This is a genomic window from Loktanella sp. 3ANDIMAR09, from assembly GCF_001420005.1.
In the GTDB taxonomy this organism is placed as follows: Bacteria; Pseudomonadota; Alphaproteobacteria; order Rhodobacterales; family Rhodobacteraceae; genus Loktanella.
Map to the genome: position 1 here is coordinate 87,612 of NZ_LJAK01000006.1, position 12,934 is coordinate 100,545.

Sequence of the window (12,934 nt, forward strand, 5' to 3'; positions counted from 1 at the left end):
ATAAGGGAGGAGACGATATGGAAACGACGACAAGCCCGAAGGGCATGACGCGGCGCCAGCTTCTGTCGCGTGCGACGGCGGCGGGGGCGACCTTTGTGGTGGGGGCTGGCTTCATCGCCGCACCAGACGCCGCATGGGCGGTGGAGATGAAGGCCCTGAGCCCGGAAACCTTTGCCACGCTGACGCAGATGGCGCGTGACATCTATCCGCACGACAAGGTGGCCGACGAATACTACGCCACCGCCGTGCGGATGTACGACACCAACGAGGGGGCCGAAGGTGTCGAGGCCGGAATCGCCGCGCTGAACGAGGCTGCCCGCGAAGCAGGTTTCGACAGCTACCTTGGCACCCTGTGGGAAGCGGACCGCGTAAAGATCCTGCGCAGCATGGAAGAAACCGACTTCTTTCAGCAGATCCGCAGTGGTCTGGTGACGGGGCTTTATAACCAGAAGGCGATCTGGCCGATCTTTGGCTACGAGGGTGAGAGCTATTCCCAGGGTGGCTACATCAATCGCGGCTTCGACGACATCAACTGGCTTTGAGGGGGGAGACGGATCATGGCAGCACCATTTGATCTGAACGACGACAGCGTCGTCGTCATCATCGGAACAGGCGCCGGCGGCGGCACGCTGGGCAACGAACTGGCCCAGAAGGGCATCAGCGTCGTCGCATTGGAGGCTGGCGGTCGCTACTTGCCGCAGGACTTCATCAACGACGAATGGGACAGCTTTGGGCAATTGGCCTGGACCGACACCCGCACGACGTCCGGCGAATGGCGTGTGTCCCGCGATTTCAAGAACCTGCCCGCCTGGATCGTAAAGGCCGTGGGCGGCACGACGACCCACTGGGCCGGTGCATCCCTGCGGTTCCAGGATCATGAATGGAAGGCACGCACGACCTACGGCGACGTCGCCGGTGCAAACCTGCTGGACTGGCCGATCGACCCGCGCGAGATGGACAGCTTCTACACCCGCGCCGAAGAGAAGATGCGCGTCACGCGTACTGGCGGCCGTCCCGGCCTGCCCGGCAACAACAACTACAAGGTGTTCGAGGCCGGAGCCAAGGCCATCGGCAAGATGGAAGTCAGCACCGGCCACATGGCCATCAACTCGGACGAGACCGGCGACCGGATGATGTGCCAGCAGACCGGCTTTTGCTTTCAGGGCTGCAAGTGGGGCGCCAAGTGGTCCACCGCCTACACCGAGGTGCCCGAGGGCGAGGCTACGGGCAACATGGAAGTGCGAGAGCGCGCCCACGTCGCGCGCATCCTGCACGACGCCAGCGGCAAGGTCACAGGCGTCGAATATTTCGATAAGGACGGCAATCTGCAGATGCAGAAGGCACGGATAGTCTGCGTCGCGGGCAACTCCTTTGAAAGCCCGCGTCTGTTGTTGAACTCTGCGTCGTCGATGTTCCCTGACGGGCTGGCGAACTCTTCCGGACAGGTCGGGCGCAACTACATGCGCCACGTCACGGGATCGGTTTACGGCATCTTCGACAAACCGGTGAAGATGTGGCGCGGCACGACCATGGCGGGCATCATGCAGGACGAGGCGGGCCACAACCCCGAACGCGGTTTCGTCGGCGGCTACGAGTTGGAAACGCTAAGCCTTGGCCTGCCGTTCATGGCCGCGTTCATGGACCCGGGCAGCTGGGGGCGTGAATTCACGACCGCGCTGGATAGCTATGAAAACATGGCCGGCATGTGGATCGTGGGCGAAGACATGCCGCAGGAAAGCAATCGCGTTACGCTGAACATGGACGTGAAAGATCAGCACGGACTGCCGGTCGCCAATGTCAACTTCAGCGACCACCCCAACGACATCGCGATGCGCGACCACGCCTTCAAGACCGGCATGGCGATGTATGAGGCGCTTGGGGCCACGCGCGTTCTGCCCACCCCGCCCTATCCGTCGACACACAACCTGGGCACCAATCGGATGTCGGCGAACGCGGCGGACGGCGTGGTGGACAAGAACGGCAAGGCGCATGACGTGCCGAATCTGTTCATCTCTGACGGATCGCAGTTCACCACGGGTGCTGCGGAAAATCCGACGCTCACCATCGTGGCGCTGGCCATCCGTCAGGCTGAACACATCGCCGCCGAGATGTCGCGCGGCAACATCTGAACGTAACGGCCGCGCCGGTTCGTCCGGCGCGACCGTCCTGCTTCGCGCGATCCAATCGCATGACAGCGCCGGCCCAAATGGTCAAAATCTTAACATGTCCAAAATGATCCAGATGTGATCGCATACGATCCACATTCCCGCGGGCCGATAATATTCCAAAGGTCTTGTCATAGGCCTCTCGGAATTGAGACTACCGCCAGGAAGGTTCCGCTCTGCCGACCTCCAACCGCCGAAAATGCTGCGCCATGGATGAATGGCCGGTTTGGTGAAGTTGCGCCGCAGCGTGGTCGCCCAGCCCCAAGGTCGGCAATGGGCCGTCCACGAAGACGGCCCATAAGTTGCTAGATTTCAATGGCCTCGGAAATTGCTAGAGCGTCCTCAAGTTCGACGCCCAGATACCTGACTGAGCTGTCCATCTTGGTATGACCAAGCAGAAGCTGAACCGCCCGCAAGTTGCCGGTCTTCTTGTAGATCTGGGTCACCTTTGTTCGCCTCATTGAATGCGTGCCATATGCGCTCGCTTCTAGACCGATCGAGGTGACCCAATCTCGGACGATCCGCGCATACTGGCGTGTCGAGATGTGCAGGCTTTCATGGAACCGACTCGGCCAAAGGTACTCCGAGCCGACCATGAGCTCATCTTCCATCCACTTTTCGACCGACGCCCGTGTGCCTTCGGATATCTCGAACCGCACAGGTTTCTGTGTCTTACTTTGTAGCACCGATGCTCGTTCCTTGATCTGACCAGACGCCATGACGTCGACGACTTTCATCTTCACCAAGTCACGCCGCGCAGCTTGCTGTCGATCGCCATACTGAACAGCGCGAGGTCTCGATGGTTCTCGGCCAGTTCAAGTCGAACACGGATTGCCCAGACGTGTTTTGGTTTCAGTGGCCGTTTCTGCCCAACGATGCGACCCTTGTTCCAGGCGGGGCGAAGTGCGCGAATGGCTGGTAGGTTTGATGTTTCCATGACTGATCCTCCGATCCGCCATGCCCTCCACATCGACAACCCGACGTTGACCATGCAATTATATCAAAAGCCTCTGCCCTGCATCCCACGACTGCTCTGAGCCCGAGTTGTGGAATGCCGCAAATCCGCAAGATGTCCGCTGTTCGTCCGAGGGGCTTTGGTCTGTCTATGCTCTCAGTGGGTGGTCATCTGAAATTCCGACCTATTTGAATAAGAGCATACGATACGCAGAATTGAAAATCTGCATTTGAAACAGGGAATAACTCATGACTTCTTTTGATCTCTCGCGCCGTGGAATGATCCTCGGCGCCGCTGGCGGGGCTGCCCTTCTTGCCGCCGGACGCCCACAGGTCCTCCAGGCCGCGGCCCATACAACGGTGCCACTTCCAACCTTCTATGACCGTATGGTCGGCAATCTGCGCGTGACGACCTTACTGGACGGGTATTTCGAGCTTGATCAGAACATGGTGACAAACCTTGGGGACGAGCAAATCGACGAAGGATTGAAGGCGGCCTATCTTGACCCTGCGGATCCGATTCCGCTGGCAATCAGTACGCACGTCATTCGCCAGGGGGACCAGGTCAGTTTGATCGATGCTGGTGCGGGCGGTTCCTTTGGACCAACAGCAGGCCGGTTGCGCACATCGCTTGAATCGCTTGGCGTTGCACCTGAAGACGTGACGCGCGTTGTGTTGACCCACATGCACCCGGATCACATCGGGGGATTGATGGGAGATAATGGCGCGGTCTTCCCGAATGCATCTTTGCATGTCAGCGAAACCGATCATGCCTTCTGGACGGATGAGACGATCGCATCGGGTGCGCCGGAATCGTCGCAAGGTTTCTTCGCACTGGCACGTGCTGTCAGCGAAGCTTACACCCAGCGGACTGAAATGTTTGGAGGCAATACCGATCTTGGTGGCGGCCTTACGACTTTGGCCATGCCGGGGCATACGCCTGGACACAGCGGGATCCGTGTGTCGGATGGCTCTGATCAGTTGATCATATGGGGAGACAGCACAGCTGTGGCGTCGCTGCAGTTTCAACACCCCGATGCCGGCATCGCCTTCGACGCAGATAGCACGCAGGCCGCCGAGACTCGCCGCCGCGTCCTGGATATGGTGGTTGCCGACAAGATTGCCGTTGCGGGCACCCATTTGCCGTTCCCCGGTATCGGCCATGTCGAAGAAAAGGATGGGGCCTACGCCTGGGTTCCAGAAGTATGGCGGCACATGTAAAGCGGTCGTTTCGCAAAGCCGAAAGCTGGTGGCGAATTTTCGGGCCGATTGCTATACTTAGGGAGCTACTTAAGCATCGGGACGAAAAAACGAACCGCACACTTTAAGCCTGCAGAATGGCGTTGTCGGACCAATCCCAATTTGTCCGACAGCGTTACTCGGGCGACATCACGCTTACAACTCGGGCGATTTGTCCCTTAGGCTCCTGGCCCGAGAAGTTGCCGTGGCAGAGATATCAGATTTTAGAGTTCACAAGAATTAGGCACTACATTGCGCCGCCCCGACCTCATCCAGCCTGAACTGCGTCGTTCCTTCGCATCTAATGAGGGTAAAGGGACGTGCCCGGGAACTTGTCATCGCATGCTCGTCTCTTCCTGAGTCGGCTGTGCATTGGCGAGGACAGCATTGACATTGGAATTGGCATTGCCGAAGCGGACAATCAAATTGGTGTCTCGAACCGCAGCTTCGTCCCGTGGTGCAGTCAACGAGCATATCAACATGCTGCGGTCATGGATCAATGTCCGCTACGCGGGCTGCAACTGCAGCATCTGAAGCGAGGGGCGAAGGTCCGGTATGGGCCGAAAGCCCCCCCAAACCAAAAACGCCCCCGGCCAGTCTGGCCGAGGGCGTCTTTTGCATCCGTTGGACGGTCCGGGAAAGTCCGTCTGTCGGAAATTACATGCCTTTGGAGGCCGCAAACCCGGTGAACCCGCCCATGCCGAGGTCGGCGAGGTTGGTCAGGGCACCCGAGGTCAGGTCCACGAGGTAGAGGCCTGCGGTCTCGGACCCTTCGGTCTGCAGCACGGCGTAGGCCATGTCGTCGCCCTCGGTCGCGGACACGATGTCAAAGCCGCCCATTGCGGTGACGTCGACGGGCTCTCCGTCCAGGGTCAGTGCGCCGACGGTTGCCAGTTCACCCGCGTTGTTAGCCAGTGTGACCAGTGCGTCGGTGCCTGCGTCGATGGCGTATTGTGCTGTCGACGCTGCCGTCGCACCGGGGATCGCGTTGGTGTAGGCGTTCGCAAAGATGGCGGGCGTCGCGCGTGCGTTTGCGTCACCGTCCAGGTAGAACGCATCGGTAAAGCGCAGGACAGAGTTTGCACGCTCGTCCGCGTCACCGAAACCTTCGGGGAAATAGACGAGGTTGGCACCGTCCTCACCCACCAGGCGCACGGCGTCGATCTGGTTGTTGAAGTCGAATGCGACTGCACCCTCGCCGATCATGGCGTCGTCGGCGAATGTGGCCCCCAGATCGGTCAGCGCGCCCGTGGTGGCGTCGATGTCATAGATCGTGCCGTCTGCGAACCCCAGCAGCTGGCCCGTGACCGGACGATAGGCGATGGCGCGCAGCGGTGTTTCCAGCGCAAAGGTCTGCACCTCTCCGGGTGCTGCGATATCGGCCATGGTGACCAGCGTCGCGCCGTCCTCGGCCAGGGCATAGCCCATGGTGCCGGCGTGGGCCGCGGCAAAGGCCGGACCTGCGAGTGTTGCGGCTGCGATGGTGGCGATGGCTGTCGTTTTCATGGTCATAGTGTTCTTCCCAAAGTGAATGCCGACGGTTGCGCCGGCGATTGAGGAAACCACGTCAGGGTGCCGGAAAAAGTTTCAGGGGGTGCGGGAATTTTCCTGTTTCACCGCGTTTTGCGGATGGCTGGCGGGTTTTGCGCGCCTGCGCTAAGTCTGGGGTGAAACACAAGGATGACCCCATGCCCGACAAACGCCCGCTGCTGGCCGTGCTGATCGATGCCGACAACACCAGCCCCAAACATGCCGCCGCGATATTCGAGGAGGTAGCGCGCTTTGGCGAGGCATCGGTGCGGCGGATCTACGGGGATTTTGCCAGCAACCAGCTGGCCGGGTGGAACCGGGTGTTGCTGGAACACGGGCTGAACCCGCAGCAGTCGCCGGCCTATACCACGGGCAAGAATTCCAGCGATATCGCGCTGGTGATCGATGCCATGGATTTGTTGCACACCGACCGGTTCCAGGGATTCGTGCTGGTCAGCTCCGACAGTGATTTCACGTCGCTGGCCGCGCGGATCCGCGAACAGGGGGTGGATGTTTACGGGATCGGTCAAAAGAAGACGCCGGATGCGTTCCGCCGCGCGTGCAAGCGGTTCATCTTTGTCGAGAACCTGGGCGATACGGCAGAGACCACCCCCACCCCCAGCGACGGCCCCAAGGGTGAAACCAAGGAGGCCCCGCAGGATGTGATCCCGCTGGTGCTGGCCGCGATGCGGTCGATCGATCCGGATGCGGATTGGTACACGCTGGGGCAGCTGGGCCAATACCTGGTCAGCGCAACACCCGAGTTCGATCCCCGCACCTATGGCAGCGCAAAACTGTCCGACCTGTTGCGCAAATCGGGCCGGTTCGAGGTCGCACAGCGACAGGGCAACCACCTGGAAGTGCGCCGGCTGGACTGAGGGCTTGTGCTGGCCCGGATTTCGACTACTTTAGAATTATTCTAAATGAGGGCCGCCATGATACCCGGTTTCAACCAGCGCCGCCGTTTTGCCGATCTGACCGAACAGGAAGTGCTGGCGCTTGCCATCTCATCCGAGGAGGACGACGGGCGGATCTATCGCAGCTACGCCGAGATGCTGCGCACCGACTATCCGGCCAGCGCGGCCGTGTTCGACGGAATGGCCGCCGAAGAGGATGGACATCGCAGGCGGCTGATTGATCTGCACCGCGCCCGGTTCGGAGAGGTGATCCCCCTGATCCGGCGCGAACACGTGTCCGGGTTCTACGCGCGCCGCCCGGTCTGGCTGACGGCCAATCTGCCGCTGGACACGATCCGTGCGCAGGCCAGCCAGATGGAACGGGATGCCGCACGGTTCTACACCCACGCAGCCCAGGCGACGACGGATGCGGCGACCCGGAAGTTGCTGGGCGATCTGGCCGCCGCGGAAAGTGGCCACATCGACACCGCCGACCAGCTGACACGCGACAATCTGGGGGCCACGGCCCTGAACGAGGAAGACGCCGCCGCCCACCGACAATTCGTGCTGACCTGGGTGCAGCCGGGACTGGCGGGGCTGATGGACGGATCGGTCAGCACGCTGGCCCCGATCTTTGCGACCGCCTTTGCGACACAGGATACGCATACGACATTCCTGGTTGGACTTGCCGCGAGTATCGGTGCCGGTATTTCAATGGGCTTTACCGAGGCTGCGTCCGACGATGGCCAGATTTCGGGGCGGGGGTCACCGCTGAAGCGTGGCATCGCGGCGGGCGTCATGACGACCGTCGGCGGACTGGGTCACGCCCTGCCCTATCTGATCCCGGATTTCTGGACGGCCACGATCATCGCGATGATCGTCGTGTTTGTCGAACTCTGGGCGATCGCCTGGATCCAGAACCGCTATATGCAAACGCCGTTCCTGCGCGCGGCGTTCCAGGTGGTGCTGGGGGGCGCGCTGGTGTTCGGTGCGGGTGCGTTGATCGGGGCGGGATAGCCGATTTTTCGCGAAAAATCGGGCGGTTCCACATTTTCGCGAAAATGCGGGGGCGCTGTGCGCCCTGTGAGTATTTTTGGCAAGATGATGCTGAACGGCTTTCAACTTGGCCCGGCGCGGGGCAAGGTTTGCGGATGGACATGACACCCGACACCCTGCGCGATGCCGCGCCCCGCAGCCTGTGCACCGATTGCGGGGTCAGCCGGATGGCCGATCCCGGTGCCTGCGGGGCAGCCTGCCAGTTCATCGCACCCGATTATCCACGTCTGGAACGGCAGGTTCACGGGCGCGATGCGGCACACGCGGGGGACGAGGCGTTCTTTGGCGTGACGCAGGCGATGTATCGTGCCGCGATGGTGCAACCACGAGATGGGGCGCAATGGACGGGGATCACCACGTCACTGGCGGCTGATCTGTTGCGGCGCGGTGCTGTGGACGCAGTTCTGGCCTGTGTCCCCGACGCAGAGGATCGCTGGGCACCGGTGCCCGCCATCCTGACCGAGCCTGACGACCTGAGGCGCGCGCGGGGCATGCGCATGGGCTATGCGCCGCTGCTGGCCGCACTGGAGCCCGCGATTGCGGCAGGTCACAGGCGGGTCGCAGTCGTAGGCATACCCTGTCAGGTCTATGCCCTGCGGGCGATCGAGGCGCAGCTGGGGCTGGAGAGGCTGTATGTCATCGGCACGCCCTGTTCGGACAACACGACAACCGCCAATTTCCATGATTTCCTGGGCAGGCTGACGGACCGGCCGGACGAGGTGACCTATCTGGAATTTCGCGCGGATTTCCATGTCGAACTGCGGTTTCGTGACCACAGCCGTCGCTTGATCCCGTTTCTGAAGCTGCCGATTTCGGATCTGCCGGATGATTTTTTCCCGCTGACCTGCCGGACCTGCGTTGATTACACGAACCGCCTGGCGGATATCACCGTCGGCTACATGGCGGGTGAAGGCGAACAATGGCTGATCGTGCGCAACGCACGCGGGGCAGAGATGCTGGCGGGTCTGGGTGATGCCGTGCAACTGGCGGCACCGGGATCGCGGGGCAAGCGGCGCAGTTCCGTTGCGGGATTCATCGCGAATACCCGGCTGGCCGCTGGCGGTTTGCCATTGCGCCGGATGCCGGACTGGCTGCGCCCCGTCATGGGCTGGCTGATGCCGCGCATCGGTCCCAAGGGGCTGGAATTCGCCCGTGCGCGGGTCGAGATGAAGGCGGCAGAATCGATCCTGCATCTGCGACGGGCCGCACCGGCCAAGATGAAGAACATGATCCCCGGTCACGTCTGGCGGATTGCCGCCCCCTACGACCTGACACCTCAAGCGGGGGAACAAAAGGATGACGGCACGCCTTGATCCCGCAACACAGGAGAATGGCATGTCTTCAAAATCCAAGGACACGATCTGGGACGACTGGCGCGATCTGGTCAATATGGCACCGCAAGAACTGGAAGACTGGCTCAAGACAGACGAGAGCAAATCCGTCGGCGACAGCGATAGCGGCGAGAGCACCGGCCACGCCTCCGGTCGTCGCATCGTCAAGATCAAACGCACCAACAAGGACGCGCTGACGGACGACCAGTGGGACCACATGGCCAAGGTCGTGGGCTACATCAAACGACACCTGGCGCAGGGTGGTCCGGACAAGGGTGTCGCACAGTCCGATTGGCGTTACAGCCTGATGAATTGGGGGCACGATCCGCTGGCGGATTAAGGCTTTGACAGTACGGCAGAAAGAACGCGTGGCAGCGCATCGGGCAGGTCCTCTGCGATAAGGCCCGGACCCACGGCCGCGGCGCATTGCAGGTGCAGCTGCGCGCCCAGTGCTGCGGCACAGGCTGGCGCGAATCCACGGGCCAGCAGACCCGTGATGATCCCGGCCAGCACATCGCCAGCGCCAGCGGTCGCCAGCCATGCGGCATGCGGGATCGGGTCGGAGCTGACGACAACACAGGTGCCGTCCGGCCGTGCAACCAGCGTGTCCGGACCTTTGAACAGGACGACACAGCCAAGGTTACGCGCAGCTGTCCGGGCCAGCGTCACCCGGCAATCGGTCCGGTCAAACGCACCGGGGATCAGTCGGCGCAGTTCCCCGGCGTGGGGTGTGAGCACGACCCGATCCGAGGCGCGCGCCGAAAATGCCCGGCGATCCTGGGCGATCATGGTGATCGCATCCGCGTCAAGGCAAAGCGGAACGCTTTGCGACAGGACCACGTTGAGTTTCTCGCGCGCCGTGGCTGTCGTCCCGAAATTTGGACCCACGCAGATTGCATCAGGCGAAAGGGCCGCCAATTGCCCGGCGAATTGCGGCGTCTGATCGTAGGTTTGCAACATGACCGCGTTCAGCTGTGCGGCATGGGCGTCAGCGGCGTCCCGGGGTGCCAGCATGGTCACCAGCCCTGCGCCGATCCGCAGCGCGGCGCGCGCTGCCAGTCGCGCAGCCCCGCCCTGTAACGCAGGCCCAGCGCCGACCACCACATGACCATGGTCGAATTTGTGGCGATCGCCAAACTTTGCCAGCCGGTCGCGGTGATCCGCCGTGATCCGGAATGTCGCAAGGTCAGGCGATCCCGCCGTCATCACTGGCCGCCGGTCATGCGCTGCAGCGTGTGATCCTTTTGGATGATCCCGTGCCAGACGACCGCCATGGCGATGTGCCCCGCGATCAGCGCGAGCAGCAGCCACCCCATTTCACCGTGCAAATTGGCCGGAACCTGCATCCAGGCGATTTCGGTTTCGCGCGCGGGGAAAATCGGGATGCCGAAATAGCTGAAACCACGTTCGCTGCCCGCCGATGCCAGCAGGCGGGTGAACGGCACCAGGAACATCAGCGCATAGATCGCGACGTGACCCGCGACAGCAGCGGTGCCGATCGCCCCGCTGTGCGGCGGGCGGTTGGGTATGTTCAGCAGCCCCCAGATGCCGCGCAGCGCGACCAGCACAAAAAGCGTCGCACCAAGGTTGGTGTGATAGCTCCAGAGTGTTTCGCGCAGTGCATTTTCGCGTTCCAGCAGCGCGCGGGCCGCAGCCGAAGCGAATTGCGCCGCAAACAACAGTGCCATGCCCCAGTGCAGAACGCGGGAAATCACGCCGTAGCGGGTCGGTGTATCCTTGATCGTCGCCATCTTGCTCTCCTTGCTCTGGATCAAGAATAGCGGGCAGGGACGCTTCGGCAATGCAGGATTTGGAGCCGTCTATCGTGTCGGCAAAATCAGACCGCGGCCTTGCGGCTCTCGTCCAGATAAATTTCGCGCAGACGGGTCGCGACAGGCCCCGGGGTGCCTGTGCCGATGGCCGCGCCGTCCAGTTCCACCACGGGCATGACGAATGTGCTGGCAGAGGTGATGAATGCCTCGTCGGCCTGCAGCGCCTCTGCAATTGTGAAACTGCGTTCCTCCACCTGCATCTGCGCCTCGCGGGCGAAACGCAGGACGGCGGCGCGCGTGATGCCATGCAGGATTTCATTGCCCAGGTGGCGCGTGATGATCGTGTTGCCCTTGACGATATAGGCGTTGTTGGACGTGCCTTCGGTCACGTGACCGTCCTCGACCATCCAGGCGTCATCGGCGCCTGCCGCCTTGGCCATCATCTTGCCCATGGACGGATACAGCAGTTGCACCGTCTTGATGTCGCGGCGCCCCCAGCGCTGGTCGGCAATGCTGATCACCTTCATCCCCGTCTTCGCCATCGGGCTGTCGGCCATGCCGGGTTTCGCCTGCGTGAACAGCACCAGCGTCGGCGGCGTATCCGCTGGCGGATAGGCAAAGTCGCGATCGCCGGGATTGCCGCGCGTGATCTGCAGATAGATCATCCCGTCGGTGATGTCGTTGCGGCGCACCAGCTCGCGGTGGACCTCCAGCAGGTCGTCCTTGGACGACGGGTGGGCCATGTCCAGCTCGTCCAGCGAGCGTTGCAGCCGCACTGCGTGGCCGTCAAAGTCGATCAGCTTGCCGTCCAGCACGCTGGTCACCTCGTAAATCCCGTCGGACATCAGGAACCCCCGATCAAAGATCGAGACCTTGGCCTCGTCCTCGGGCAGGTAATCGCCATTCAGGTAAACGGTGCGGGTCATGGGCGGGCCTTTCGCTGATATCGGCTGGTTATCCAAAGAGTAGCGCGCCTTGTCCAGAGGGGGCGGTTGTCGCAGGGCCTAACCCCACAACCCCGCATCCGGCGCATGCACGCCGTCCGCGTCGAATACCAGCGGCACCGCGCGGTCCTCGGCCAGCAACAGCGGACCGTCGAGGTCGACAAAGGCCGCACCCGGTGTCAGCAGGGTCGCCGGGGCCATGGCCAGCGATGACCCGACCATGCAGCCCACCATCACGCTGAACCCCTGCGCCAGTGCCGCATCCTTCAGCGCCAGCGCCTCGGTCAGACCGCCGGTCTTGTCCAGCTTGATGTTCACCATGTCGTATTTGCCCACAAGCCCCGCCAGCGAAGCGCGGTCGTGGCAGCTCTCATCGGCGCAAACCGGCAGGGGGCGTGCGATCTCGCCCAGCATGTCGTCGGCCCCGGCGGGCAGCGGCTGTTCGACCATCGCCACACCTAGGCGCAGCAGATGCGGTGCGAGGTCGGCATAGACCTCTGCAGTCCAGCCCTCATTTGCGTCGATGATGATACGCGCGTCCGGCGCGCCACGGCGCACAGCCTCCAGTCGCGGCATGTCGTCGGGCGTGCCAAGCTTGATCTTCAGCAGCGGGCGGTGCGCATGTCGCGCCGCCTGTGCCTGCATCGCGTCGGGCGTATCCAGCGACAGCGTATAGGCGGTCACGGCAGGGGCCGGTGCCGCCTGCCCCAGCAGATCCCAGACCCGCACGCCCGCCTGTTTCGCCGCCTGATCCCACAGCGCACAATCAACCGCGTTGCGCGCGGCCCCCGCGGGCAAGGCCTCTTGCACGTCCGCGCGGCTGATCCCCTTGGGCAATCCCGCGATCTGCGCCGTCACGCTGTCCAGCGTCTCGTCATACCGCGCGTAGGGCACGCATTCGCCAAGGCCATTGCCCGCGCGCACGGTCAGCACCTGCGCCTCGGTCCGTGACCCGCGCGAGATCGTAAAGACCTGCGCCAACCGGAATGTATCGCGCGTGACCTCAAGCATCATCTTGCCCCAAATACTCCCGCCGGAGGCATGGGA

At 62.4% G+C, this 12,934-nt stretch carries 12 protein-coding genes and 1 pseudogene; 7 read left to right on the forward strand and 6 right to left on the reverse strand.

The annotated features are described in order from the left end of the window. Window positions 1–17: 17 nt before the first annotated feature. The gene (locus AN189_RS10645) at window positions 18–542 is read left to right on the forward strand and encodes a twin-arginine translocation pathway signal (RefSeq protein WP_056035323.1); all 525 of its coding nucleotides are present in this window, start codon (window positions 18–20) and stop codon (window positions 540–542) included. 15 nt (window positions 543–557) lie between these two features. Further along, window positions 558–2,129: a GMC family oxidoreductase gene (locus AN189_RS10650; RefSeq protein WP_056035327.1), complete on the forward strand. Its 1,572-nt coding sequence runs from the start codon at window positions 558–560 to the stop codon at window positions 2,127–2,129. A 341-nt stretch (window positions 2,130–2,470) separates the two neighbouring features. On the opposite strand, the pseudogene AN189_RS10655 reads toward AN189_RS10650, so the two are convergent. After that, a pseudogene (locus AN189_RS10655) lies at window positions 2,471–3,102 on the reverse strand (tyrosine-type recombinase/integrase). A 266-nt stretch (window positions 3,103–3,368) separates the two neighbouring features. Here AN189_RS10655 and AN189_RS10660 point away from each other — a divergent pair. Next, entirely contained in the window at window positions 3,369–4,340 is a 972-nt protein-coding gene (locus AN189_RS10660) for an MBL fold metallo-hydrolase (RefSeq protein WP_056035330.1), read from the forward strand. A 675-nt stretch (window positions 4,341–5,015) separates the two neighbouring features. On the opposite strand, the gene AN189_RS10665 is transcribed toward AN189_RS10660, so the two are convergent. Then, window positions 5,016–5,864: a DUF4394 domain-containing protein gene (locus AN189_RS10665; protein WP_056035740.1), complete on the reverse strand. Its 849-nt coding sequence runs from the start codon at window positions 5,862–5,864 to the stop codon at window positions 5,016–5,018. Between the two features lie 182 nt (window positions 5,865–6,046). Here AN189_RS10665 and AN189_RS10670 point away from each other — a divergent pair, with 182 nt between their 5' ends. The 4 genes from AN189_RS10670 (at window position 6,047) to AN189_RS10685 (ending at window position 9,511) form a co-directional block, all read left to right on the forward strand. Then, complete coding sequence (locus AN189_RS10670) at window positions 6,047–6,766, forward strand: NYN domain-containing protein (protein WP_056035744.1); 720 nt, start codon at window positions 6,047–6,049, stop codon at window positions 6,764–6,766. Window positions 6,767–6,823: 57 nt separating this feature from the next. Further along, a complete protein-coding gene (gene mbfA / locus AN189_RS10675; RefSeq protein ID WP_056035331.1) occupies window positions 6,824–7,801 on the forward strand; it encodes an iron exporter MbfA in 978 nt (325 codons plus the stop codon). Window positions 7,802–7,935: 134 nt separating this feature from the next. Then, window positions 7,936–9,153, forward strand: a complete 1,218-nt coding sequence (locus AN189_RS10680; protein WP_056035334.1) for a Coenzyme F420 hydrogenase/dehydrogenase, beta subunit C-terminal domain — start codon at window positions 7,936–7,938, stop codon at window positions 9,151–9,153. Between the two features lie 22 nt (window positions 9,154–9,175). Continuing rightward, the gene (locus tag AN189_RS10685; protein ID WP_056035747.1) at window positions 9,176–9,511 is read left to right on the forward strand and encodes a DUF3140 domain-containing protein; all 336 of its coding nucleotides are present in this window, start codon (window positions 9,176–9,178) and stop codon (window positions 9,509–9,511) included. On the opposite strand, the gene AN189_RS10690 is transcribed toward AN189_RS10685, so the two are convergent. The 4 genes from AN189_RS10690 to dgcA all read right to left on the reverse strand — a co-directional run bounded on the left by AN189_RS10690 (window position 9,508) and on the right by dgcA (window position 12,901). Continuing rightward, window positions 9,508–10,377, reverse strand: coding sequence for an NAD(P)H-hydrate dehydratase (locus AN189_RS10690; RefSeq protein ID WP_056035337.1), 870 nt, complete (start codon window positions 10,375–10,377; stop codon window positions 9,508–9,510). The two genes, AN189_RS10685 and AN189_RS10690, sit on opposite strands and share 4 nt — an antisense overlap. Beyond that, window positions 10,377–10,922, reverse strand: a complete 546-nt coding sequence (locus AN189_RS10695; RefSeq protein ID WP_083484355.1) for a cytochrome b — start codon at window positions 10,920–10,922, stop codon at window positions 10,377–10,379. Before AN189_RS10695 ends, AN189_RS10690 begins: the two co-directional genes overlap by 1 nt. Window positions 10,923–11,008: 86 nt before the next feature. Beyond that, window positions 11,009–11,869, reverse strand: a complete 861-nt coding sequence (locus tag AN189_RS10700; protein ID WP_056035340.1) for a D-amino-acid transaminase — start codon at window positions 11,867–11,869, stop codon at window positions 11,009–11,011. A 78-nt stretch (window positions 11,870–11,947) separates the two neighbouring features. After that, window positions 11,948–12,901 (reverse strand): N-acetyl-D-Glu racemase DgcA, encoded by a 954-nt coding sequence (gene dgcA, locus AN189_RS10705; protein ID WP_056035343.1) that lies wholly within the window; start codon window positions 12,899–12,901, stop codon window positions 11,948–11,950. Window positions 12,902–12,934 lie beyond the last annotated feature (33 nt).

Excerpts from the sequence above, each read along its gene's own strand:
- AN189_RS10645 (WP_056035323.1), top strand. The coding sequence starts at position 18 with ATGGAAACGACGACAAGCCCGAAGGGCATGACGCGGCGCCAGCTTCTG.
- AN189_RS10650 (WP_056035327.1), top strand. The coding sequence starts at position 558 with ATGGCAGCACCATTTGATCTGAACGACGACAGCGTCGTCGTCATCATC.
- AN189_RS10660 (WP_056035330.1), top strand. The coding sequence starts at position 3,369 with ATGACTTCTTTTGATCTCTCGCGCCGTGGAATGATCCTCGGCGCCGCT.
- AN189_RS10665 (WP_056035740.1), bottom strand. The coding sequence starts at position 5,864 with ATGAAAACGACAGCCATCGCCACCATCGCAGCCGCAACACTCGCAGGT.
- AN189_RS10670 (WP_056035744.1), top strand. The coding sequence starts at position 6,047 with ATGCCCGACAAACGCCCGCTGCTGGCCGTGCTGATCGATGCCGACAAC.
- mbfA (WP_056035331.1), top strand. The coding sequence starts at position 6,824 with ATGATACCCGGTTTCAACCAGCGCCGCCGTTTTGCCGATCTGACCGAA.
- AN189_RS10680 (WP_056035334.1), top strand. The coding sequence starts at position 7,936 with ATGGACATGACACCCGACACCCTGCGCGATGCCGCGCCCCGCAGCCTG.
- AN189_RS10685 (WP_056035747.1), top strand. The coding sequence starts at position 9,176 with ATGTCTTCAAAATCCAAGGACACGATCTGGGACGACTGGCGCGATCTG.
- AN189_RS10690 (WP_056035337.1), bottom strand. The coding sequence starts at position 10,377 with ATGACGGCGGGATCGCCTGACCTTGCGACATTCCGGATCACGGCGGAT.
- AN189_RS10695 (WP_083484355.1), bottom strand. The coding sequence starts at position 10,922 with ATGGCGACGATCAAGGATACACCGACCCGCTACGGCGTGATTTCCCGC.
- AN189_RS10700 (WP_056035340.1), bottom strand. The coding sequence starts at position 11,869 with ATGACCCGCACCGTTTACCTGAATGGCGATTACCTGCCCGAGGACGAG.
- dgcA (WP_056035343.1), bottom strand. The coding sequence starts at position 12,901 with ATGATGCTTGAGGTCACGCGCGATACATTCCGGTTGGCGCAGGTCTTT.